Genomic DNA, 23,732 nt, shown 5'->3' with positions numbered 1-23,732 from the left:
TTAACCACCCCCTATGAAATGGACTATTTCAATTCTATCATCTTTTTTTAATAATATTTTATCTAATTTTTTTTTATCTATTATTTCTTGATTCACTTCGATTGCTACTTTTTTTATTGGTATTTTTAAATTTTTCACAAGATTGCTTAAATTAGTACTAGACTGCAAAGTTTTACTTTTACCATTTAACTTAATTTTTATTTTTTTTATTTTTTTCATCGTATATAAGAGCTGAATGAATAATAAAATTATTATTATCAATGGTCCCAATCTTAATCTATTAGGAGAGAGAGAACAATCACAATATGGGTCTATTACATTTGAAAAATTAAAAAAAAATTGTTTAGATAAATCAAAGGAACTAGGTTTAAATGTTAATTTTACCCAATCTAATATAGAGGGTGAATTAGTAAATATTATTCAAGAGTCCAGAAAAAATTTTGCTGGTATGATAATTAATGCTGCAGCATTTACACACACATCAGTTGCAATAAGAGATGCCTTAAGTCTGTTCAAGAAACCAATAATTGAATTACACATATCAAATATATATAAAAGGGAAGAATTTAGACAAAAATCATTAATAAGTGATATAGTTACTGGCGGTATTTTTGGGTTAGGTGCTGAAGGTTATATTTTAGCCATAATTTCTATGCAAAAGCTTTTAAAAAATGAAAATTGATAAAAAAATAATTAAAGAATTAACTGATTGTTTAGAGGAGTTTAACTTAACTGAATTAGAATATACAGAGAAAGATACAAAAATTAAAGTTTCTAAAAACAATGTATCTATAAATAACCAATCAATACCAATTCAAAATAAATCTACTATAGATGACAATCCTAAGGCTACTACCAGTATTAATTCTGGTATTGAAATTACATCTCCAATAATTGGCACTGCTTATCACGCTCCAGAACCAGGGGCTAAAAAATTTATAGAAGTTGGAAAAAAAATTAAAAAAGGTGACACTATTATGATTGTTGAAGCTATGAAAACAATGAATCATGTTCCATCAACTTCAGATGGTATAGTGAAACAGATTCTTGTCTCAGATGGGCAACCAGTTGAATTTGGTCAAGTCTTAGTTGTTTTAGAGTAATGTTCAAAAAAATTTTAATTGCGAACCGTGGAGAAATTGCAGTTAGAGTAATTAGAGCATGCAAAGAATGGGGCATCTCAACAGTTGCTGTTCATTCTGATGTTGACAGAGAAAGTATGCATGTCAGATTAGCTGATGAAAGTGTTTGCATAGGATCTCATCAACCAGCAAATAGTTATTTAAATATCCCAGCCTTGTTATCAGCAATTGACTTAACAGGAGCTGAAGCTGTTCATCCTGGTTATGGATTTTTATCTGAAAATGCAAACTTTGCAAAAATATTAGAGGAAAATAATATAAAATTTATTGGAGCATCCTCTCAACATATAAAAATGATGGGTGACAAAATTCAAGCAAAAAAAATTGCAAAAGAAAATGGACTGCCTGTAATTGAAGGTTCAGAAGGTGGTGTAAAAGATATTAAGGAAGCAAAAGAACTTTGTAATAAGATTGGCTTTCCAATACTAATCAAGGCCTCAGGAGGTGGAGGAGGAAAAGGAATGAAAATTGTGCATAAAGAGGAAGATTTTGAAACACTTTTTTCAACAGCAAAATCTGAAGCACAAAAATATTTTGGAAATAATGAAGTTTATATTGAAAAATTTTTTCAAAATCCAAGACATATAGAAGTTCAAATTTTAGCAGGGAAAAATAGAACTGTTCATTTGCATGAAAGAGACTGTTCTGTTCAAAGAAGGCATCAGAAATTAATTGAAGAAACACCTAGTCCTGTTCTTACCGATGAAATAAGAAAAGACCTTTTTGAAAAAACTGTCAATATGGTTAGCAAAATTGGTTATGAGGGTGCTGGAACAGTGGAGTTTATTTATGAGGATGGAAAATTTTATTTTTTAGAAATGAATACGAGAGTTCAAGTAGAGCATCCAGTATCAGAAATGGTAACTGGTATTGATATTATTAAAGAACAAATTCATATTGCATATACAGGAGAAACAGCTTTAAAACAGTCCGATATTAATCCAAGAGGACATGCAATTGAATGCAGGATAAATGCAGAGGATGCAAGCAAAAATTTCCAACCATCACCAGGTACAATAGGTATGTGTCACCAACCCTCAGGTTTTAGAACTAGAGTCGATGGTGCTATATTTCAAGGCTATAAAGTGACCCCTTACTACGATAGTATGATTTGCAAACTGATTTGTCATGGAAGAAACAGAGTTGAAGCAATTCAAAGAATGAATAGATCTTTAGATGAATTTGTAATCGAAGGTATAACCACAACTATTCCATTGCACAAAAAGCTATTAAATCACAAAAAATTTATTAATTCAGATTTTAATGTGAGCTGGCTTGATAATGAAAAAATAGTTTAATAACAACCAACTAGCCAAATATCGTAAACAGGATGATCAAAAGGAGCAATTGAAGGACTCGATGAAAACATCCATCCATTAAAAACAAAAACATCGTTTTTATCTTTATTAGTTAAATCACTGACTTGGATATATGCAGTAGTTTCAGGATTATCATCAAATTCTGAGTTTTTACATTTTAAGCTTTTAATTAACAAATCTTTGTATTTTGTATCTTCGCCATTTTTTAATTTTAATAAGATATTTTTTGATGAAATTTTATCTAAAATTTTTATGTCAGTAAAATTACCTTCTAGATTTTCATTAGATTGTAAGCTAGATGAGATAAAAAAAAATAAAATTAAGTAAAATATTTTTAAACTAATTTTTCCAGGTTTTATATTTTTTTTTAATAGCATCTTTGTTTTTATTTGGATAATAAGCTGAGTTTGTGCCTGTCAAATTAGGCTGATGAGGTTTTTGCCAATCATATTTTTTTAAATCATGATTTTTTTCAATTTTATTAGGTGTAAAATGAATCCATGAATACCACTCTACAGGTATCTTTGATGCATCAATTTCTTCTGCATAAATAACCCATCTTTTTCCATTTTTGCTCTCATAATATTTATTGCCAAAATGATCTTTTCCAACAAATTTTCCAAATAAAATAGTTTTAATTTTTGTTCCAAAGGTATCTTGATTCCACCAAATGAAAATTTTTTTTAAAAGTGTCAACATAAAAAGTTAAATTTTTTTCAATTCTAAATTGTATAAATTAAATTAGACTAAAATTTGTTTTTGTATATAAATTAATTGATTCATTATTCAAATTAATTTTAAAATAGTTGGGGTTAAATGGCAAAATATTTAGTAGAAACATATTATACATGCACTTTTAAAGTAAATCATTATTTGGATGATATAAACGAAACTGAACTTAAAAATCTAGAAAAAAGAGATGATGGAAAGTTTGAGATATTGGATGTCAAATTAGATAATAGAAAAACTAAAAGCCTAGATCCAAATAACAAAAAAATTGTTGATAGTAATGAATTAAATATATTGTCAGATAAAAAAGAGACTTCATCACAAAAAATAGAAAACATAATAAATTCTCAAAACAATAATCAAGAAAAAAATGGAAAAAGGCACAGCATGCCTGATAGACGAAAAGGCTATATTCAAAAAGCAACTATTGGAGATCATAAAGTTTATTTACACACTGGTGAATATGAAGATGGAAAAATTGGTGAAATTTTTATAGATACAAGTAAAGAAGGTGAATTAGTTAAAGCTTTAATGAATAATTTCGCAATCGCTGTTTCTCTTGGATTACAATATGGAGTTCCGCTTGATGAATTTATAAGCGCATTTGTTGGCACAAAATTTGAACCTTCAGGAAAAGTTTACGGGAACGATAGAATTCTGAGTGCATCATCAATATTAGACTATATATTTAGAGAACTAGCAATATCTTATCAAAATAGAGAAGATCTTGCTCATACACCTGCAATTGGAACTTCAGAAAACTCACATATAGAAGGACAAAATTCAGAAGATCAAAACCAATTATTAAAAATAGTTAAAGATATTACTAGTAAAGGGTTTGTGAGAAATAATTATAAGAAAAATTTAGTTGATTTATCTGATGTAAAAATCAGCCTTAAAGGAAAAAAATAGACTATTTTTTCACTTTCAAAGATAAGTTTAATTCTTTTAATTGATTTTCACTTACAGTTGATGGAGCATTCATCATCAAATCCTGTGCATTTTGATTCATTGGAAACATCGTCACTTCTCTAATATTTTTTTCATTAGCTAGCAACATTACTATTCTATCAATTCCTGGAGCTATTCCTCCATGAGGTGGAGCACCATAGCTCAATGCATTAATCATTCCACTAAATTTTTCATCAACTTGCTTTTTGTCATAACCAGCTACCGCAAACAATTTATACATTAATTCTGGAATATGATTTCTTATTGCTCCAGAAGATAGTTCTATACCATTACATACAATATCATATTGATAAGCTAGAATATTTAAAGGATTCTCAAAATTTATTTTTTCGATATCTCCTTGTGGCATTGAAAAAGGATTATGGCTAAAACCAATTTTATTTGTTTGATCATCTCTTTCAAACATTGGGTAATCTACAATCCAACAAAAAGCAAAAATATTTTCATCAATCAAATTTAAATCTTTAGCAATTTTATCTCTAGCTAGTGCTGTAATTTTTTCTAATTCTTTTTGTTTACTGCAAGCCAAAAAAATACTATCTCCTACCTTGGAATTTGTTTTATTCATTAGCTCTGTTAATGAATCTTTTGAAAAAAACTTTCCTATAGGGCCCTTGGCAAAAATTTCTTTATCTTTTTCAAACGTAAAATAAGCTAAACCAGATGCACCCTGATCTTTTGCCCATTTATCAATATTATCAAAAAAACTTCTTGGTTTATCTTTTGTGTTTTTAGTAACTATGCATCTTACTCTAGAGCCAGTTTTTACAAGTTTTTTAAAGATTTCAAATGACACGTCATCTCTTGAAAAAACTTCTGTTATATCATGAATTTCTAATGGATTTCTAAGATCTGGTTTATCAGTTCCATATTTTAATAATGCATCAGCATATGTAATTTTAGGAAACTTTTCGTACAATAATTTTTTATTTGAAAATTTTTTAAATGTATTAACTAATAATTTCTCTACTACGTTAAATACATCTTCTTGTTCAACAAATGACATTTCTAAATCTAATTGATAAAATTCACCTGGACTACGATCAGCTCGAGCATCTTCATCTCTGAAACATGGGGCAATTTGAAAATATTTATCAAACCCAGAGACCATTATTAATTGTTTAAATTGCTGAGGTGCCTGTGGTAATGCATAGAATTTTCCTGGATTCAATCTACTAGGAACTAAAAAATCTCTCGCACCCTCAGGACTTGATGAAGTAAGTATTGGAGTTTGAAATTCTAAAAACCCAAATTTATTCATTTCATTTCTTATGAATGAAATAACCTTTGATCTTAAAATTATATTTTCATGTATTTTTTTTCTTCTTAAATCTAAAAATCTATACTTTAATCTAATTTCTTCAGAATATTCTTGATCACTAAAAATAGGCATAGGTAATTCTTTACATGTGCCTAAAACAATAAAATTGTTTATTGAAACTTCTATTTCTCCTGTTTCAATATCTTTATTAATTGTTTCACTTGATCTGTTAACAACTATACCTTCAATTTGTATGACAGTTTCAAGTTGCATTTTTTCTAAATCAATGAAATTTTTATTTTCTTTATCTATAATGCATTGGGTGATTCCATAATTGTCTCTGAGGTCAATGAATAAAAGATTTCCATGGTCCCGTTTTTTATTGATCCATCCTGAAATCAAAACCTTGTTTCCAACATTTTTTTTTCTTAATTCATTACAATTGTGACTTCTATATTTGTTCAATTATTCCCCCAAAACTTCTTTGATTATTTTAAAATCAATTGATTTTTTTTTTTTTAAACTAATCTCATCAATCTTATATATAAAATCAATTATTTTTCCATATGATCTATCAATTCTTTTAATTATAAAATCAATTAACTTTTTATCTAACAATATTTGACGATCAGACAAATTTTTTAAAATTAAAGCAAATATTAAATCATCATCAGGTTTATCAATATTTTGTAAAAGAAAGTTTTTTGATCTTGATTTTAAATCATTTAAATTAAATTCCAAATTCACAATTGGCTGATTTGATGTAACAATTAAATACTTGTTATCCTGTTCAATAATATTACATAGTGTAAAAAAAAGCTCTTCATTAACTGCTGTATTCAAATTTTCCAAAACTATGTTTTGATGAATCTTAATTTTTTTTAAATCTTCATTTTTTAACAAATTTGATTCGATTTTTATGCCTTTAAATTTTTTTAAAAAAATATTAATTAAATGTGTCTTTCCTGAAAAGTTCTCTCCACTTATATTAAGAAAATTTTTTTCCCATTTAGGCCATCTATTTAATAAGTCAAAAATATGTTTATTGCTTTTAGATACATAAAAATCATCATCTTTAAAATTCTGATCATAGTCAAATTTAATTATTTCTTGATTTAAATCTTTCATTTTAAAACCCATGTTTTATTTTGGGTATTTAAATCAAAGCTCTTTTTTTTCATAAATTTTAAAAAATTATCTGGCGTCCCATTAAAAATAATATGGTAATAAATAAAATCTTTATCAAATTTCAAAATATAATAATCATAAATTAAATCAATTTCATTCAAAGTATTCTCAAAATTTGAAACTTTTAGATTATTATTTCCTTTAATCTTAATATAAATTGGAAACTTTAAAGAAGTATTAATTTTATTAAAATTTTTCCAATAATCTTCATACACAATTTTTAAATTACTAATCAAGTTTTCCCTATTTTGTTTGTTATTTAAATCTACATTAGAAAATGACAAATTTTTTAAAACTATATTATCGTTAACAGTAACCCTTGATAATATCCTAATATTATTTTGATTTTTAAAAATTAAAGTAATAATTGAGTCACTTAAGTTATATTTATTTACAATTTCTGCAAAATTGTATTTCTCAATTTCATCATAATTTTTTTTAATTAAATTTATATCCTCTAGATCTTCAGTTGGTAATAAGTAGTCAATAAGATAAAAGCTTTCTTTATAATCATTCCACTCATTAAATATTTTACTATCAGAAAATAAAGCTAAATTTTTTTTATCTTCATCAATTATAATTGGAATAAATAAAAAATTTTTTTTTTTAGGAATCGATGGAAATATATTATTATTTTCTAGATATTTAAAAATTTTTTTTTTATTGAAAGAAACACCTAAATTTACGTAATAAATTTCGTTTATAAATTTTTCTTCCTTAATTGTAAAAGACTCTATCATTCCTTTAATTTGGTTTAATCTTACTTTATTAATTACATTGTGATCTGAGGAAGTGGTTAACCTTAAAATCAGTTCTGAAAAAGCCTTAATAAATCCGTCATCTACAACCTTATTTTTATCAAAATTTATTTCAAAAGGCTTTGAAACTTCAATATTTTCAATATTAAAAGATTTTGCTTCAACTTTATCTGTGGAAAAAAAAAATAAAAATAAAGATAGAGTAATAAAAAAAATATATAAGATTTTTGAATATTTTTTAAATCTAATTACCATGCCTTATAATAATGAATAAAACTAAATTTACATATAAAAAAAGTGGTGTTGATATTGATGCTGCAGATAAATTTGTTAATTTCATATCCTCTATCTCTACAAGAAAAAAAGGCAAAAAAAAGTATAACAATATTGGCGGGTTTGGCTCCATTTCAAGTATACCAAAAAATATAAAAAGACCTAAGATAGTTGCATGTACTGATGGAGTAGGAACCAAAATTGAAATCGCAAACTTAATTAATAAATACGATACTATCGGAATTGATTTAGTTGCAATGAGTGTAAATGATTTGATTGTTCAAGGTGCTAAACCTCTTCTTTTTTTAGATTATGTATCAATAAATAAAATTGATTTACCTAAACTTAAATCAATAATTAGAGGAGTAATAAAAGGATGTAAAATTTCAAATTGCGAATTGGTTGGTGGAGAAACTGCAGAGATGCCAGGGACTTATGAAAAAGGTAAGTTTGATATAGCTGGATTTGCTGTTGGTGTAGTTGATGAACAAAAAATTTTAAATAAAAATAAAATTAGAGAAAACGATTTAATCTTAGCTATCCCATCAAGTGGTCTACATTCTAATGGTTATTCTTTAGTAAGAAATATAATAAAAAAGAAAAAAATAAACATACATAAAAATATTTTTTTAAAAAAAGAATTGATCAAACCAACAAAAATTTATGTAAAAGAAATATTAAATTTACTTAAAAAAAATTTAATTAATGGTTGTGCAAATATCACTGGAGGTGGATTACCAGACAATATAAAAAGAATAATTCCTAAAAATTTTTGTGCAGAGATTGACTTAGATAAAATTAAAGTTCCAAAAATTTTTAAATGGTTAAAAAATAATAATATTAACGATAATGAGATGCTAAGAACTTTTAATTGTGGTGTTGGTTTTTGTTTAATAATTAAACCAAAAAATTTAAATAAAATAAATAGATTTTTTTCAAAAACTTATAAGCCTTATATCATTGGAAAAATATCCAAAGGTAATAAAGAATTTAAATTTAATGGCAAAATTGATTGGTCTTAAAAAAGTAAAAACTGCTATTTTTATTTCAGGTACTGGAAGTAATCTTGAAAGTCTTATAAAATTTTCTTTATCAAAAAACTCCCCTATAAAAATAAATCTAATCGTCTCAAATAATTCAAAAGCAAAAGGACTTGAATTAGCAAAGATATTTAAGATTAAAAAAAAAATTTATAATTTTAAAAACAAGTCTGTTTCAGAAAAATTTATCCTTAAGGACTTAAAGAATAATGAGATTAGATTAATTTGCCTTGCAGGCTTTATGAAAATTTTATCAAAAGATTTTATTAAAAGATTTAAGGGTAAAATTTTAAATATCCATCCCTCATTGTTACCAAAATATAGAGGTTTAGATACTCATGCCCGTGTAATCAACAATAAGGAAAAATACTCAGGTTGTACAGTTCATTATGTTAACTCAAAACTTGATGCTGGAAGAATAATTTTACAAAAAAAAGTAAGAGTTTCAAAAAGAGATAATGCAGAATCTTTAAAGATTAAAATCCTAAAACAGGAACATAAATTATATCCAAAAGCTGTGATAAAAATATTAACTAATCTCTAAAAAAGAAATCGATTTCAATTTTTGCATTTTCAACACTATCTGAGCCATGAACAGAATTTTTATCAATTGAAATACCATATTTTTTTCGAATAGTACCATCTTTTGCATCTTTTGGATTAGTAGCTCCCATAAGATCCCTATTTCCTAAAACAGCATTTTCTTTTTCAAGTATCATTACTACTATTGGACCAGATGAAAGATATGCACATAAATCATTATAAAACGGTTTAGTTTCATGAACTTTATAAAAAGTTTCAGCTTCTGATTTTTCTATTTGTATTTTTTTTTCTTTAATTATTTTAAAACCATTTTCTATAAACATTTTTTTAATTTCATTTTCTAAATTTCTTTCTACCGCATCTGGTTTTATAATTGATAAAGTTCGTTCTAAATTACTCATAATGATCCTCTACTAGTTGATTTAATAATCTCACTCCAAATCCAGTAGCACCTCCAGAATTTAATGCTCCTCCATATTTTGAAAAAGCCATTCCAGCTATATCAAGATGTGCCCATGGTGTTTTATTTAAAATGAATCTTTGTAAAAACTGAGCAGCAGTAGTTGAGCCTGCCCCACCTACGTAGTTTATATTTTGCATGTCGGCATTTTTAGAATTTATTAATTTATCATAATTTTTATGGAGAGGCATTCTCCAAACTTTTTCTCCAACCTTTTGACCAGAGTCAAAAAGTTGTTTAGATAATTTATCGTTATTTGAGAACAATCCTGCATATTCAGAACCTAAAGAAACAATAATTGCACCAGTTAATGTTGCTAGATCAACAATAAATTCTGGTTTAAATTTTTTTTCTGTAAAAGTAAGAGCATCTGCTAAAACTAATCTACCTTCAGCATCTGTATTCAAAACTTCTATTGTTTTGCCACTATAAGATTTTACAATATCTCCAGGTCTTTGAGCATTGCCTCCAGGCATGTTTTCTACTAGACCAACGACACCAACAGCATTTACTTTTGCTTTTCTTATTGCAAGATTTTTCATTAGTCCGACAACAACTGCAGAACCAGCCATATCATAAGTCATATCCTCCATAAATTTTGCTGGTTTTAGAGATATACCTCCAGTATCAAAACATACTCCCTTCCCAACAAAGGCTAATGGTTTTTTTTTAGATTTAATTCCATTCCATTCTAAAGTTACTAAATATGACCCTCTAATACTTCCTTGGCCAACTCCTAATAAAGCATTCATTCCAAGTTTTTTTAATTTTGTTTCGTTATAAATATTTACTTTTAAACCAAATTTTTTAAGTTTTAGTAACCTTTTTGCATATTCATCTGGATGTAGGATGTTTCCAGGTTCAGAAACAAGATCTTTTGTAAAATTAGTTCCTTCAATTAAAGACTTAAATCTTTTATTACTACTAAATTTAAAAGATTTATTTTTATTGATAACATCTATTTCAAATATTTTATTTTCTTTTTTAGACTTATATTTATTGAATTCATAAGACTTTAACTCCAGACCATGAATAAACTCATCAAAAAAATATTGATTATCAGAACTGACATTTCTAATATTAACTTCATAAAATGTTGTTTTAAAAAACGAATTAGATTTTAAATAGCTATAGAAATCAGCACCAATTTTTTCAATATCCAGAGAAGTTTGATTATTCTTAATTTTTATTAATAAGATTTTTTGTGTAGGTCCAATATCAAATGATAAAAAATTCTTATCATCAAATTTATTAGAGCTAATTGATTTTTTTATAAAATTAGAGTGTTTGAACACCGAAAGTTTATTAAATTCAGCGATTTTAAAATCTTGGTTTGTAAAAAAAACATGGTTTTTGACAAGTTTTTCATCAAAACTATTTTTAAGCCTTATTTTTATTGACATTTTTTATATATATGTACTTTGAGTTGTATTTAAATTGTAAACTATTAGTTGAAAATATATATGTATTATTTTGATAGATTTCAATGAAAAAAATATTATTTAGGAAATTATTATTTGACTGTCTAGTCTTTTTTTTAATTACTCTTTTTTCTGTAGGTATAATTATATGGGTATTTCAAGCAGTTAATTTTTTAGACATTATTGTTGAAGGAGGGCGAGACTATTTTGTTTATTTAAATTTCTCATTACTAAATTTTCCAAAAATAATAAGTAAACTTATACCTTTTGTTTTATTTTTCAGTTTTTTATATGTAATAGCTAAATATGAATTAAATAATGAATTAATTATTTTTTGGAATTTTGGAATAAATAAGATTGAATTAATCAATTTTTTTATAAAATTTTCTTTTCTAATTATGCTAATCCAAATATTTTTAACAGTTTTAGTTGTTCCTAAAACTCAAGATTTAGCAAGATCTTTTCTTAGAACTTCTAATATAAATTATTTAGAGGGTTTTGTTAAACCTAGAGTTTTCAATGATGCTGTAAAAGGTTTAACGATTTATAGTAACTCTAAAGATGAAGATGGTAGTTTAAATGAAATATATTTAAAAAAAGGAACAGGAAATACTTTTCAAGTTACATATGCAAAAAAAGGTAAATTTAAACAAATTGGAAAAAATCAATTTTTAGAATTAAACTCTGGCGAAACTATAAGTGTAGTTGATGATAAAATAACTAGTTTTAGATTTTCAAAAACTGATTTTAATCTTAGTAATTTCGAAGATAACACTACTACTTATAAAAAAACGCAAGAAGTTGCCACCCTTGATCTTACTAGATGTTACCATAATTTATTAGAATTAAAATTTTTTAAAATTGATAAAACTTTTCAAGTAGAAAATTGTCGGATAGATAATATTGATAATATTTTAAAAGAGTTATATAAAAGAATGATTATTCCACTGTATATTCCAGTTTTAATTCTGATTTCTTTACTATTAATTTTTAAATCAAAAGAAAACACTAACTACGCAAGATATCGTGTTTTAATATTTTTAATTGGTTTAAGCACAATAATAATTTCTGAGATGACTATCAGACTTATAAATGAAGATATTTTTAATAATATTAAATTCTTTATAATACCGATAATTTTAATTGTAAGTCTTTATCTAATATATTTTTTTAAATTTAAATTTGTGAGATAAAAATATGAAAATACATATACAATTTTTATTAAAAAATTATTTATCGTCATTATTTAATGTTTTTTTTATATTTTTTTCTTTAATATTTATACTTAATTTACTTACAGAACTTGAGTTTTTTAAAAAGAGTGAGGTAAATACTTTTTTTCCACTTTATCTTTCCTTAATAAATACTCCAATGTTTGTATTTGAAATGTTTCCATTTATATTTTTAATATCAACTCAATTTTTTTTTAATAATTTGTTCAATAATAACGAAATTAATATATTTAAATACTCAGGACTTAAAAATTCAAAAATATTTTCTATATTAACGGTTACTACTTTTTTCACAGGTATTTTAATAATTTCAATTTTTTATAATTTGTCATCAAATTTAAAAAATTTGTATTTAGGGTTGAAATCAAACTACACAGAAGACAATAAATATCTTGCTGTAATTACAAATAATGGTTTATGGATTAAAGATATACATGATGAAAAAACTCTTATGATAAATGCCGGTTTAATAAGTCAAAATAAACTTCTAGATGCATACATTTCTGAATTTGATAAAAATTATGAAATAATAAGAAATATTAAAAGCAAAAAAATTGATATTACCAATAAAGAATGGATCATCGAAAATGCTGAAATATACATTCAAAATAATAAACAAATAATTGATGAATTAAAATTCAATACAAATTTTGATTATCAGATAATTCAAAATTTATTTTCAAACATGTCTTCACTCTCTCTTTTAGAACTTCTTGAAATGAGAAAAAATTATAAAAAATTGAGCTATTCTCTTACAGAAATAGATCTTCAATTGTTAAAATTGATCTCATTTCCATTTTATATTTGTTTAATGTTTATTTTTTCCGGGATAATTATGATCAATACAAAAAGTTTTAAAAGTAAATATTTAAAGATAACAATAGGTTTATTCTTATCAGTGGTAATCTATTACATAAATAACTTTTTTTATATATTGGGCACTTCAGAAAAAATCAGTGTTTTGAGCTCAATTTTTATTCCATTATTATTTTTTACTCTAATTAATTTAATCTTCATGAGAAATTTGAATGCTAAATAAAATATCAATTTTTATTATAATAATTTTAAGTAATTTATTTTTTTCTAGTGTTTATGGTAATGATCAATTGAATTTCGATATTTCTCAAATAGAAATTCTTGATAAAGGAAATAAAATTGTTGGAAAAAAAAGAGGAAAAATTACAACAAATGACGGTATTACTATTGATGCCGATCAATTTGAATATGATAAGATCAAAAATATTCTTAAAGCCAGTGGTAATATAAGAATCAAAGACGAAATAAATAATTATGATATATACTCAGAAAATGTTCTTTATTCTAAGAAAAGTGAAAAAATTGAAATTAAAGGTAAATCAAACTCTACAATATACTCAAATTATAACTTCAAAGCAGAAGATATAATAATTTACAGGAATGAAGGAATTATTAGTTCTAATAAAAATGTAACATTTATTGATAAAAAGAATCAAACACTTTTTGAAATAGGTAGATTTAGTTATTCAATTAACGAAGAAGTTTTGAAAGGTGAAGATTTTTTTATAAATACAAAATATAATCAACCATTCAGTGATAAGTATTTTTTTAAAACTGCAATTTTTAATTTAAAAGATCAAAGCTATATTGCCCAAGATATTGATATTAAACTGAAAAAAAACCTTTTTGGAAATAAGGATAATGATCCAAGATTCAAAGGAATCTCCTCAACTAGTAAAAATGACATAACCACAATTAGCAAAGGTATTTTCACAAGTTGTAAAAAAAATGATAGCTGTCCTCCATGGACTATTCAGGCAGATAAAGTAACCTATGATAAGAACAAAAAACAGATATATTATGACAAAGCAGTAGTAAAAGTTTATGATATACCAATTCTATATTTCCCAAAATTTTTTCACCCCGGCCCAACTGTGAAAAGACAATCAGGTTTATTAGTACCACATATTAATAATTCAAACATTTTAGGTTCATCAATTCAAGTGCCCTATTTTCATGTTATTTCTGAAAATAAAGATTTAACATTTAAGCCAACTTTTTTTGATAAGGATATATTAATGCTTCAAAATGAATATAGACAACAAAATAAAAATTCTTTTTTTATAACCGATTTTAATATTGTTAATGGATACAAGGCTGAGACAACTAATAAAAAGAAAACACTTACACACTTTTTTACTAAGTATGATGCAGATTTAAATTTTGAAGATTTTATAGAAAGTTCATTAAATATTTCTGTTCAAAAGGTGAATAATGATACTTATTTAAAGGTTTTTGATACAAATATCGTTGATGCTGATTTGAAGCCTGAAAGCTTTGATACTTTAACTTCAGATATAAAATTAAATTTAGATCATGAAAAATTTGCTTTTGACACAGGCTTTATTTCATATGAAGATCTCTCAAAAGCAGAAACAGATCGTTATCAATATGTTTTGCCTTATTATAACTTTTCAAAAGTTTTTTTTAACGATAGTAATTTCGGTTCATTTAATTTTCTTTCTCACGGAGATAATATTTTAAAAGACACTAATAGTTTAAGATCAAGAATGATTAATAATCTTAATATCCAAAGTTATGATTTTATCACAAAAAATGGTTTTAAGAATAATTTTAATTATTATTTAAAAAATACGATCACAGCTGGTAAGAACAATTTAGAATATGACTCAAGTCCCCATCTAAAAATTATGAATATGCTTGAAATGCAATCGAGTTACCCACTTACTAAAATAGATGAAAACTATGTAAATCTTATAAATACAAGATTATCATTAAGAATTAATCCATCAGAAATGAAAAATTATATTACCGAAAATAGAAGAATAAATAATGATAATATATTTAATATAGATAGATTGGGTTTAATAGACACTATTGAATCAGGGCAAAATCTTACTTTGGGAATAGATTATAAAAAAGAGAAATTAAATGATATCAACAAATATTTTGAATTTAGTCTTGCAACTGTTCTAAGAACTAAGTCAAATAAGAATATTCCGTCAAATAGCACATTAGACCAAAAAAATTCAAATTACTTTGGAAAAGTAACAAATAATTTTAATGAAAATATTAAACTTAATTATGAATTCTCAATAGACAATAATTTAAAACATTTTCAATACAATTCTTTAGGCGCATCAATCTCAAAAAATAATTTTTTAACCACATTTAATTTTATAGAAGAAAATGGAGCTATTGGAAGTTCAAACATTTTAGAAAATACAACAAGTTTTAATTTTGACGATAAAAATTTTATTACATTTAGAACTAGAAAGAATAGAGAAATAGATTTAACTGAATATTATGATTTAATCTATGAATACAAAAACGATTGTTTAGTTGCTGGTATTAAATATAACAAGACATACTATAATGATAGAGATTTAAAACCAACTGAGGATTTTATGTTAAGTATTACCTTAATTCCTCTCACATCCATTGAACAAAAAGTTGCTAATTAATTTTATGAAAATGTTAAATAAATTAAAAAATTTATTAATAATTTGTTTATTTATAATAATTAATTCTAAAAGCTTAGAGTCATTTGAAAATAAAATACTTTTTAAAGTTAATAATGAAATAATTACAACAATTGATATTTATGAGGAGATTAAATTTCTTAAAATTTTTAATCCTGAAATAAATAATCTTAATGAAAAAGATTTATTAGAAATTTCAAAAAACACAATCATAAGAGAAAAAATTAAAAAAATAGAGATAATGAATTATGTTGAGGAGGTTAAAATAGAAGATAAATTTCTCTTGAAATTTATAAAAGATAAATATTCAAAGTTAGGTATAAATTCTCTAGATAGTTTTAATGAATTTTTAAAAAGTAACAATCTTGATGTTAAAAATGCAAAAGAAAAAATTGCTATTGAATTAATTTGGAATGATATAATTTTTCAAAAATTTAATTCAAAAGTAATTATCAATAAAGATCAGATCAGAAAGGAAATATTAAAAAATTCTGAAAAAAAATTGCAAAGAGAATTATCTCTTTCAGAAATTGTTTTTGATATAAATAAAAAATCTGAATTTAATACAAAATATGAAAAAATTATTTTGGATATAGAACAAACAGGATTTAAGAATGCAGCTTTAATCAATAGTATATCTGACACTGCATCAGTTGGTGGATTTATTGGATGGGTAAAAGTAGATAATCTAAATAATGTAATTAAAAATGAAATTAACAAATTAGAAATAGGTCAATATTCTAAACCAATTAGAACATCAGCAGGATTTTTGATTATTAAAGTTGAAGACATAAAAGAATACGAGATTGAATTTGACTTAGATAAAAAAATTCAAGAAGCGATTATGTTTAAAACAAACGAACAACTAAATCAACTTTCTAATAATTATTTTAATAAGATTAAAAAAGACTTAATTTTTGATGACTTATAAGCCAATAATTATTGTAGCGGGTGAACCAAATAGTATTTTTTTTGAAATATATTTTAAAGCTATAAGATATAAAAAATTTAGAAGCCCCATAATTTTAATTGCCTCATTTGAAATACTAAAACTTCAAATGAAAAGATTAAATATAAAAAAAAAAATAAGATTAATAGATTTTTTTAAATTAGATGAGTATAAATTTGATTATAGATACATCAATTTAATTAATGTAAATTATAAACAATCAAAACCATTTGAAAAAATTTCACATAAGTCAAATGATTACATAAAAGAATCTTTTAATTTAGCATTAAAAATTTTAAAAAAAAATTTTTCAAATAAATTTATAAACGGTCCAATTTCTAAAAAATTCTTTTTAAATAAAAAGTTTTTAGGAATAACAGAATATTTAGCTAATAAATCAAAATCTAAAAAATTTGCCATGTTAATATACAATAACGAACTATCTGTATGTCCTTTAACAACTCATTTACCTTTAAAAGAAGTTTCAAAAAAAATTTCAAAAAAAATGTTAATTGAAAAGATAACACTTATAGACAGCTTCTACAAAAACTACCTTAAAATAACACCGAAAATAGGAGTTGTTGGTCTCAATCCACATTGTGAAAGTATTCATCCATTTGATGAAGATGAAAAAATAATAAAGCCTGCAATCAAATATTTATCTAAATCTAAATATAAAGTTTTTGGGCCTTATGCAGCTGATACAATTTTCTTAAAAAAAAACAGAAAAAAATATGATGTAATAGTTGGAATGTATCATGATCAAGTTTTAACGCCAATTAAAACATTATTTGAATATGACGCTATTAATATTACTTTGGGTCTTCCTTACCTTAGAGTTTCACCAGATCATGGCCCAAATGAAACCATGCTTGGAAAAAATTTATCAAATCCACAAAGTTTGATTAAAGCTTTAACTTTTTTGGATCAACAAAAGTGATTAAACCAAAGAAAAGTTTAGGACAAAACTTTTTAAATGATAAAAATATATTAGCTAAAATAGTCAGTGTGACAAAAATTGATGGTAAATCAATTCTTGAGGTTGGACCTGGAACTGGTAATCTTACTTCATACATCTTAAAAAAAAATCCAAAAAAAATTTTTTTAATAGAAAAAGATAAAAATTTAATATCTATTTTAATAAATAAATTTAAAGATCAGACAATTATAAATGATGATATATTGAGAATTAATGAAAAAAAAATTTGTAAAGAAAAATTAACTGTATTTGGAAATCTTCCATATAATATATCTACTGAAATATTATGTAAATGGATTTTAAATTTAGATAGAAACTATTTTTGGTTTGATAGTCTGGTTTTAATGTTTCAAAAAGAAGTTGCTAATAGAATCGTTTCAGAGACTAACACATCTAATTATGGAAGGTTGTCTGTATTAGCAAATTGGAAATTAGATATAAAAAAAATTTGTGACATCAAACCTAGTAGTTTTTTTCCAAAACCTAAAATTGATAGTTCTTTATTGATTTTTAAACCAAAAAAAAAATTCCATAATATAAAAAATTCCAAAAATTTAGAGACAATTACCAAAGTTTTTTTTAATCAACGAAGGAAAATGTTAAAAAAACCATACAATCAATTATTCAATGGAAATTTTGAAATTGCTAAGAAATTAAATATTGATTTGAATTTAAGACCTCAAAATTTAAGTCATGAAATATATTATGAATTAACTGAAGAATATGAAAATTTATGAGGTAAGCTTTTCTACGTGACTTCTTATATATTCCTTGTCATAGTCTTTTGAGCCATTATTTATTTCTGCATCAATTAAATTTTTAATCTTTTGAAAACATTTTTCTAAATCATTGTTAATTACGACATAATCATAATTTATCCAGTGTAAAACATCACGTCCAAATTGTTTCATTCTCTCATCTGCTATTAATTTATCTTTCATATCTCTATTAGACAATCTATCAAATAATACCTCTTTACTTGGAGGTAAAATAAAAAAAGTAATTAATTTATAGTCTAATTTGTTATTTTTTATTTGATCAGCTCCTTGCCAATCAATATCAAAAAGAACGTTTTTTCCTTTACTTAAATTATTTATTACAGGAGTTCTTGTTGATCCGTAAAAATTATTAAAAACTTTAGCATACTCTAAAAATTCCTGATTATTAATTAGCCTTTTAAATTCAGTTTCATCAACAAAATAATAGTCTTTGTTCGGAACTTCATTATGTCTTGGCTGTCGGGTAGTATGTGAAATTGAAATTTCAAAATTATTTAATTTAGACAGTAAATTAACTAAAGTTGTTTTACCAGCTCCAGAAGGAGATGATAAAATAATCATTACCCCATCCTTATCTGTGGGCATGAAAAAAGTTAATTTGCTTTTCCTTCAATAAATTTTACAGCATCACCTACTGTTAAAATTTTCTCAGCTTCACTATCAGAAATTTCTGATCCAAATTCTTCTTCGAAAGCCATTACTAATTCAACTGTATCTAGACTATCAGCACCTAAATCATCTATAAAACTAGACTCTTCAGTAACTTTTGCCTCATCTATACCTAGGTGATCTGCTACTATCTTTTTAACCTTGCTTGAAACATCTTCTGACATATTCATCCTTTTTGTTATAAAATTCTTAATAGTTTAAATACTTGTTTTGTCAAGCCATATACATGCCCCCATTAACATGTATTGTCTCCCCATTAATATAATTAGATTGATCAGAAGCCAAGAAAAGAACTGCATTAGCGACATCATCAGGTTCACCTAATCTTGCAGAGGGTATTTTTGATATTATTAATTCTTTAAATTTTTCATCTATTTTATCTGTCATAGCAGTTTTAATAAAACCAGGCGAAATACAGTTAATATTTATATTTTTTTTTGCGTATTCAATTGCTAAACTTTTTGACATCGCCACAATACCAGCTTTTGATGCAGTATAATTTGTTTGTCCTAAATTACCTGTGTGTCCTACTACAGAAGTGATATTCACTATCTTGCCAGACTTATTTTTTAACATTTTTTTTATTGCAAATTTACTTAACAAAAATGTTGAGGTTAAATTAATATCTATTACTTTTCTCCACTCTTCTAAACTCATCCGAATTGCTAAATTATCTTGAGTCAAACCAGCATTATTTATAATACAATCTAAATTCCCACCAAGTTCATTAGTTGCATTATCAATAAATTCTTCAATTTTATCACTTTGGGAAATGTCAAATTTTATAATATTAATATTTTTATATTTTGATTTAAGTTCCTCTAATTTTTCAATTTTAGTTCCTGTTGCAAGTATATTTGCTCCGAAATCACTTAATTTTTTTACTATTGAATTGCCAATTCCACCAGATGCACCTGTAATTATTATTTTTTTTTTATTAAGGTTAATCATATTTTTAAATCTTTTATATCACTATCGTTATTTATTGTATTTATTTTTACATTCTTATCTATTCTTTTTATAAGTCCTGACAATACTTTTCCAGGTCCAATTTCAATGAAGTGATCAACTCCTTTGCTAATCATGTTAACAACACTTTCTCTCCATCTCACTCTACTTTCTATCTGTTCTATTAGTAGTTTCTTTAATTCTTCTTGATTGATAATTTCTTTTGCAGTCACATTTGAAATTAATTTATTTTTAGATTCTTGGAAATTCATTTCTTCAATTTTTTTTTTCATTATTTCGGTCGATTTTTTCATAAGTTTACAATGAAATGGCGCACTTACTGGTAATTTTATATTTTTGATATTTTGTATTTTTAATAATGGGATTAATCTAGTTAAATCATTATTTTTTCCACTTAATACAATCTGCCCTTCAGAGTTATCGTTAGCAATTTCAACTGTAAAATCTTTTTCATTTTCTTTTAAAATATTTTCTATAACTTCAACTTTTGAGCCCAAAACAGCTAACATTCCACCTTCTCCTTTAGGCACTGCATTTTGCATAGACTCTCCCCTTGCTCTCAAAAGTTTAATTGTATCTGAAAAATTCAAATAATTTGCAGATGATAATGCTGAATATTCACCCAATGAATGGCCTGCAAAGTATTTTGCTTCATTTAAGTTTATATTAAATTCTGTTTTCATAACCTGAAATATAGAATAACTAACCAAAAAAATTGCTGGTTGAGTATTGATTGTTAAATCTAACTCTTCTTTAGGTCCCTCTAAAATAATTTTAGATAAAGAAATTCCTAAAGATTCGTCAGCTTCTTTAAATAAATTTTTTACTAAACTATATTTTTCAAAAAATTCTTTTCCCATGCCAATTGATTGGGAACCTTGACCGGGAAAAATTACTGAAAACATCTAAAAAAAACCTTTTTTTTATACTTTTTGCTATTGATAAATAAGGGTTATAATAGTATATCCTCACATTTTATTAAAGAACTTAAATGAATTTATACGAACACACAATTATAGCAAGGCAAGATACTTCGCCTAGTGAAATCAAGCAACTAACAGAAAAATATTCTAAAATTGTAGAAAAGAATAATGGTGAAGTAATTAAAACAGAAAATTGGGGTCTTTTAAATTTATCTTATTTGATTAAAAAGAATAAGAAAGGAAGTTACATACACTTTAAAATTAAAGGTAAAGGCAATGTAATTGATGAATTGGAAAAAAATGAAGCAATCGATAAAAAATTATTGAGATATTTAACAGTAAGAGTCAAAGAGTTTGATTTAGACTCTAATTATTTTTCAAGAAAAGAAGAGTCTGAAAAAAAAGAAAGTACTAAAAATTAAATATGCCAAAGAGACAAAGTGGGAATAAAAGAGGAAAACAAAGCAATTTTGCTAAATTAAGTATTTTTCAACCAAATAAATATAAATTTAAAAAAAGTTGTCCTTTATCAGTCAAAGGAGCCCCAAAAATTGACTATAAAAATATTAAACTACTTAAAAGATACGTATCAGAAAATGGAAAAATACTACCCTCAAGAATTACAAACGTTAGTCAAAAAAAACAGAGAGAATTGTCTTTATCTATAAAAAGAGCTAGAAATCTCGCCCTATTATAAAATGAAAGTTATCTTATTGGAAAATTTAAAAAGAATTGGATCTATAGGTGAGGTAATAGATGTTAAAAGAGGTTTTGCAAGAAACTTTTTAATTGCTAATAAAAAAGCATTATACGCTTCGAAAAACAATATAAAAGAAGTAGAAAAAATTAAATCTCAGTTATCTAAAAAAGATAACGAAAAAAAATTAGAAGCAAAAAAAATTGCTGAAAAGATTAATAAAAAAGAATACAAAGTAAAAAAACTTAGCACTGAAAACAAAGAATTATATGGCTCTGTTAAGCCAACAGAAATTTCAAAACTTATTCAAGAAATAGAAAAATTGGAAATTAAACCATCAATGATACAGCCAATAAAAGAAATTAAGTCATTAGGAAAATTTAAAGTAAAGATTTCTTTACATTCAGAGATTGATGCAGAAATACATATTGTAGTTGAGTCTGCAGAAACTATTGGATAATTATACAATTTTTTCCCCAATCAATATTAAGAATTTATTTTTCCTTAAATTTATATAAATTCTTAAAATGGAAAATAACCTAAGTTTAGTTAAAGATCAATTCAAAGAATTACCAAATAATATTGAAGCAGAACAATCTGTCATTGGATCAATTCTAGTTAATAATGAAATTTTTGATGACTTAAATACTATAATATCAAGTAAAAATTTTTTTGATCCAATGCATCAAAAAATCTTCGAAGCAATTGAAAATTTAATCTACAAAGGAATGCTTGCTAATCCAATTACTTTAAAAAACTATTTTGAAAATGAAAAAGATGAATTAAATGTCCCTGAATATTTAGTTAAAATTACAAAATTTTCAACATCTGTAAGACAGGCAACTGAATATTCCAAGATCATATATGATATGTTTGTAAGGAGAGAATTAATAAAAATTTCTGAACAAACAATTGATACTGCTAAATTAAATGACTTAAACACAAATGGTCAAAATATTATAGAAAGACAAGAAAAATTGTTATTTGAATTAGCAGAAAAAGGTACCTCTAGTTCCTTAATTAAATTCGACGAAGCTATCAAACAAACAATTGAAATGGCTTCAGCTGCTTATAAAAATGAAGAAGGTATCGTGGGAGTACCAACAGGTCTTAGAGATTTGGATGATAGATTGGGTGGACTTCATCAATCAGATTTGATCATCATAGCAGGAAGGCCTTCTATGGGAAAAACTGCATTAGCAACAAATATAGCATTCAATGCAGCTCAAAAACTACAAGACAGAGGAAAAAAATCTTCAATAGCTTTTTTTTCACTAGAAATGTCCTCAGAACAACTTTCAACTAGAATACTAGCTGAACAATCAAGAATTAAATCAAATGACATAAGAAGAGGTAAAATCTCAGATGAGCAATTTGATAAATTTATAGAAACTTCAAAAAATATTGCAGAACTACCTTTATATATTGATGAAACACCAGCTATAAGCATTGCCGCAATGAGCAATAGAGCAAGAAGAATTAAAAGAAGATTTGGCTTAGATATGATTGTAGTAGACTACATTCAGCTTATGAAAGGAACTTTTAATAATAAAGATGGGAGAGTTCAGGAAATTTCAGAAATTACACAAGGATTAAAAGCTATTGCCAAAGAACTTGGTGTACCAGTTCTAGCACTTTCACAACTTTCTAGAGCTGTTGAACAGAGAGATGATAAAAAACCTCAATTATCTGATTTAAGAGAGTCAGGTTCAATTGAACAGGATGCAGATGTTGTTATGTTTGTTTATAGAGAGGCATATTATTTAGAAAGAAAAGAACCTAGACCTGCGACTGTTGAACATGCAGAATGGCAAGCAAAAATGAATGAAATTTCAAATTTAGCAGAAATAATTATTGGTAAACAAAGACATGGTCCAACGGGGAATGTCACTCTTGAGTTTGAGGCGATGTTTACCAAATTTAAAGATACTCAAAACAACTAAATTCCAA

28 protein-coding genes are annotated in these 23,732 nt (G+C 25.2%); 16 read left to right on the top strand and 12 right to left on the bottom strand.

The window, feature by feature from the left end:
* On the bottom strand, nt 1-219 hold the full coding sequence (gene thiS / locus ACTTAV_RS03175) for a sulfur carrier protein ThiS (protein WP_440670153.1): 219 nt from the start codon (nt 217-219) through the stop codon (nt 1-3).
* Nucleotides 220-235: 16 nt separating this feature from the next.
* Here thiS and aroQ point away from each other — a divergent pair, with 16 nt between their 5' ends.
* From aroQ to accC, 3 genes are read left to right on the top strand one after another with little or no spacing between them, the layout of a single operon-like run.
* On the top strand, nt 236-682 hold the full coding sequence (gene aroQ, locus ACTTAV_RS03170) for a type II 3-dehydroquinate dehydratase (RefSeq protein WP_440670152.1): 447 nt from the start codon (nt 236-238) through the stop codon (nt 680-682).
* The gene (locus tag ACTTAV_RS03165) at nt 672-1,103 is read left to right on the top strand and encodes an acetyl-CoA carboxylase biotin carboxyl carrier protein (RefSeq protein ID WP_440670150.1); all 432 of its coding nucleotides are present in this window, start codon (nt 672-674) and stop codon (nt 1,101-1,103) included. Before aroQ ends, ACTTAV_RS03165 begins: the two co-directional genes overlap by 11 nt.
* Entirely contained in the window at nt 1,103-2,440 is a 1,338-nt protein-coding gene (gene accC, locus ACTTAV_RS03160; protein ID WP_440670148.1) for an acetyl-CoA carboxylase biotin carboxylase subunit, read from the top strand. The genes ACTTAV_RS03165 and accC overlap by 1 nt, the downstream gene beginning before the upstream one ends.
* Here accC and ACTTAV_RS03155 read toward each other — a convergent pair.
* Nucleotides 2,437-2,838 (bottom strand): DUF2155 domain-containing protein, encoded by a 402-nt coding sequence (locus tag ACTTAV_RS03155; protein WP_440670147.1) that lies wholly within the window; start codon nt 2,836-2,838, stop codon nt 2,437-2,439. The genes accC and ACTTAV_RS03155 overlap by 4 nt on opposite strands.
* Nucleotides 2,801-3,160, bottom strand: a complete 360-nt coding sequence (locus ACTTAV_RS03150) for an NADH-ubiquinone oxidoreductase subunit NDUFA12 family protein (protein WP_440670145.1) — start codon at nt 3,158-3,160, stop codon at nt 2,801-2,803. Before ACTTAV_RS03150 ends, ACTTAV_RS03155 begins: the two co-directional genes overlap by 38 nt.
* A 117-nt stretch (nt 3,161-3,277) precedes the next feature.
* Here ACTTAV_RS03150 and ACTTAV_RS03145 point away from each other — a divergent pair, with 117 nt between their 5' ends.
* Complete coding sequence (locus ACTTAV_RS03145; protein WP_440670144.1) at nt 3,278-4,102, top strand: TSCPD domain-containing protein; 825 nt, start codon at nt 3,278-3,280, stop codon at nt 4,100-4,102.
* A gap of 1 nt (nt 4,103) precedes the next feature.
* Here ACTTAV_RS03145 and aspS read toward each other — a convergent pair whose 3' ends face one another.
* The 3 genes from aspS to ACTTAV_RS03130 are packed head-to-tail and all read right to left on the bottom strand — an operon-like array spanning nt 4,104 to nt 7,624.
* The gene (gene aspS, locus ACTTAV_RS03140) at nt 4,104-5,888 is read right to left on the bottom strand and encodes an aspartate--tRNA ligase (RefSeq protein ID WP_440670143.1); all 1,785 of its coding nucleotides are present in this window, start codon (nt 5,886-5,888) and stop codon (nt 4,104-4,106) included.
* The gene (locus ACTTAV_RS03135) at nt 5,889-6,551 is read right to left on the bottom strand and encodes a DNA replication protein (RefSeq protein WP_440670142.1); all 663 of its coding nucleotides are present in this window, start codon (nt 6,549-6,551) and stop codon (nt 5,889-5,891) included.
* A complete protein-coding gene (locus tag ACTTAV_RS03130; protein ID WP_440670141.1) occupies nt 6,548-7,624 on the bottom strand; it encodes a hypothetical protein in 1,077 nt (358 codons plus the stop codon). Before ACTTAV_RS03130 ends, ACTTAV_RS03135 begins: the two co-directional genes overlap by 4 nt.
* Before the next feature lie 11 nt (nt 7,625-7,635).
* Here ACTTAV_RS03130 and purM point away from each other — a divergent pair, with 11 nt between their 5' ends.
* Nucleotides 7,636-8,664: a phosphoribosylformylglycinamidine cyclo-ligase gene (purM, locus tag ACTTAV_RS03125; protein WP_440670139.1), complete on the top strand. Its 1,029-nt coding sequence runs from the start codon at nt 7,636-7,638 to the stop codon at nt 8,662-8,664.
* Nucleotides 8,642-9,226: a phosphoribosylglycinamide formyltransferase gene (gene purN, locus ACTTAV_RS03120; protein WP_440670138.1), complete on the top strand. Its 585-nt coding sequence runs from the start codon at nt 8,642-8,644 to the stop codon at nt 9,224-9,226. Before purM ends, purN begins: the two co-directional genes overlap by 23 nt.
* Here purN and ndk read toward each other — a convergent pair.
* Together ndk and ACTTAV_RS03110 are read right to left on the bottom strand one after the other, a co-directional pair.
* Nucleotides 9,216-9,626 (bottom strand): nucleoside-diphosphate kinase, encoded by a 411-nt coding sequence (ndk, locus tag ACTTAV_RS03115; protein ID WP_440670137.1) that lies wholly within the window; start codon nt 9,624-9,626, stop codon nt 9,216-9,218. The two genes, purN and ndk, sit on opposite strands and share 11 nt — an antisense overlap.
* The gene (locus ACTTAV_RS03110; protein ID WP_440670135.1) at nt 9,619-11,088 is read right to left on the bottom strand and encodes a leucyl aminopeptidase; all 1,470 of its coding nucleotides are present in this window, start codon (nt 11,086-11,088) and stop codon (nt 9,619-9,621) included. Before ACTTAV_RS03110 ends, ndk begins: the two co-directional genes overlap by 8 nt.
* Nucleotides 11,089-11,171: 83 nt before the next feature.
* Here ACTTAV_RS03110 and ACTTAV_RS03105 point away from each other — a divergent pair, with 83 nt between their 5' ends.
* From ACTTAV_RS03105 to rsmA, 6 genes are read left to right on the top strand one after another with little or no spacing between them, the layout of a single operon-like run.
* Nucleotides 11,172-12,299, top strand: coding sequence for an LptF/LptG family permease (locus ACTTAV_RS03105; protein ID WP_440670134.1), 1,128 nt, complete (start codon nt 11,172-11,174; stop codon nt 12,297-12,299).
* 4 nt (nt 12,300-12,303) lie between these two features.
* Nucleotides 12,304-13,377 (top strand): LptF/LptG family permease, encoded by a 1,074-nt coding sequence (locus ACTTAV_RS03100; RefSeq protein WP_440670133.1) that lies wholly within the window; start codon nt 12,304-12,306, stop codon nt 13,375-13,377.
* On the top strand, nt 13,367-15,799 hold the full coding sequence (locus ACTTAV_RS03095; protein WP_440670131.1) for an LPS-assembly protein LptD: 2,433 nt from the start codon (nt 13,367-13,369) through the stop codon (nt 15,797-15,799). Before ACTTAV_RS03100 ends, ACTTAV_RS03095 begins: the two co-directional genes overlap by 11 nt.
* Before the next feature lie 4 nt (nt 15,800-15,803).
* Nucleotides 15,804-16,748 carry a peptidylprolyl isomerase gene (locus ACTTAV_RS03090; RefSeq protein WP_440670130.1) on the top strand — a complete coding sequence of 315 codons (945 nt, stop codon included), beginning with the start codon at nt 15,804-15,806 and terminating at the stop codon, nt 16,746-16,748.
* Entirely contained in the window at nt 16,738-17,706 is a 969-nt protein-coding gene (locus tag ACTTAV_RS03085) for a 4-hydroxythreonine-4-phosphate dehydrogenase PdxA (RefSeq protein WP_440670129.1), read from the top strand. Before ACTTAV_RS03090 ends, ACTTAV_RS03085 begins: the two co-directional genes overlap by 11 nt.
* Nucleotides 17,703-18,482, top strand: a complete 780-nt coding sequence (rsmA, locus tag ACTTAV_RS03080; RefSeq protein WP_440670127.1) for a 16S rRNA (adenine(1518)-N(6)/adenine(1519)-N(6))-dimethyltransferase RsmA — start codon at nt 17,703-17,705, stop codon at nt 18,480-18,482. Before ACTTAV_RS03085 ends, rsmA begins: the two co-directional genes overlap by 4 nt.
* Here rsmA and gmk read toward each other — a convergent pair.
* The 4 genes from gmk to fabD are packed head-to-tail and all read right to left on the bottom strand — an operon-like array spanning nt 18,477 to nt 21,067.
* The gene (gmk, locus tag ACTTAV_RS03075) at nt 18,477-19,109 is read right to left on the bottom strand and encodes a guanylate kinase (RefSeq protein ID WP_440670126.1); all 633 of its coding nucleotides are present in this window, start codon (nt 19,107-19,109) and stop codon (nt 18,477-18,479) included. The genes rsmA and gmk overlap by 6 nt on opposite strands.
* Before the next feature lie 8 nt (nt 19,110-19,117).
* On the bottom strand, nt 19,118-19,357 hold the full coding sequence (locus ACTTAV_RS03070) for an acyl carrier protein (RefSeq protein WP_008544320.1): 240 nt from the start codon (nt 19,355-19,357) through the stop codon (nt 19,118-19,120).
* Between the two features lie 49 nt (nt 19,358-19,406).
* Nucleotides 19,407-20,144, bottom strand: a complete 738-nt coding sequence (fabG, locus tag ACTTAV_RS03065) for a 3-oxoacyl-ACP reductase FabG (protein WP_440670124.1) — start codon at nt 20,142-20,144, stop codon at nt 19,407-19,409.
* Nucleotides 20,141-21,067: an ACP S-malonyltransferase gene (fabD, locus tag ACTTAV_RS03060; RefSeq protein WP_440670123.1), complete on the bottom strand. Its 927-nt coding sequence runs from the start codon at nt 21,065-21,067 to the stop codon at nt 20,141-20,143. The genes fabG and fabD overlap by 4 nt, the downstream gene beginning before the upstream one ends.
* Before the next feature lie 86 nt (nt 21,068-21,153).
* On the opposite strand from fabD, the gene rpsF reads away from it, so the two are divergent.
* From rpsF to ACTTAV_RS03040, 4 genes are all read left to right on the top strand, one after another.
* Nucleotides 21,154-21,507, top strand: a complete 354-nt coding sequence (rpsF, locus tag ACTTAV_RS03055) for a 30S ribosomal protein S6 (protein WP_440670122.1) — start codon at nt 21,154-21,156, stop codon at nt 21,505-21,507.
* A gap of 2 nt (nt 21,508-21,509) precedes the next feature.
* Nucleotides 21,510-21,782 (top strand): 30S ribosomal protein S18, encoded by a 273-nt coding sequence (gene rpsR / locus ACTTAV_RS03050; RefSeq protein ID WP_440670121.1) that lies wholly within the window; start codon nt 21,510-21,512, stop codon nt 21,780-21,782.
* Between the two features lies 1 nt (nt 21,783).
* Nucleotides 21,784-22,242: a 50S ribosomal protein L9 gene (gene rplI, locus ACTTAV_RS03045; RefSeq protein ID WP_440670119.1), complete on the top strand. Its 459-nt coding sequence runs from the start codon at nt 21,784-21,786 to the stop codon at nt 22,240-22,242.
* Between the two features lie 67 nt (nt 22,243-22,309).
* Nucleotides 22,310-23,725, top strand: coding sequence for a replicative DNA helicase (locus ACTTAV_RS03040; protein WP_440670118.1), 1,416 nt, complete (start codon nt 22,310-22,312; stop codon nt 23,723-23,725).
* The last annotated feature ends 7 nt before the right edge of the window (nt 23,726-23,732 follow it).

The organism is Candidatus Pelagibacter sp. HIMB1483 (assembly GCF_052048135.1).
GTDB lineage: Bacteria > Pseudomonadota > Alphaproteobacteria > Pelagibacterales > Pelagibacteraceae > Pelagibacter.
Note: the sequence above shows the minus strand (reverse complement) of the source record. Positions and strands in the feature narration are given on the sequence as shown.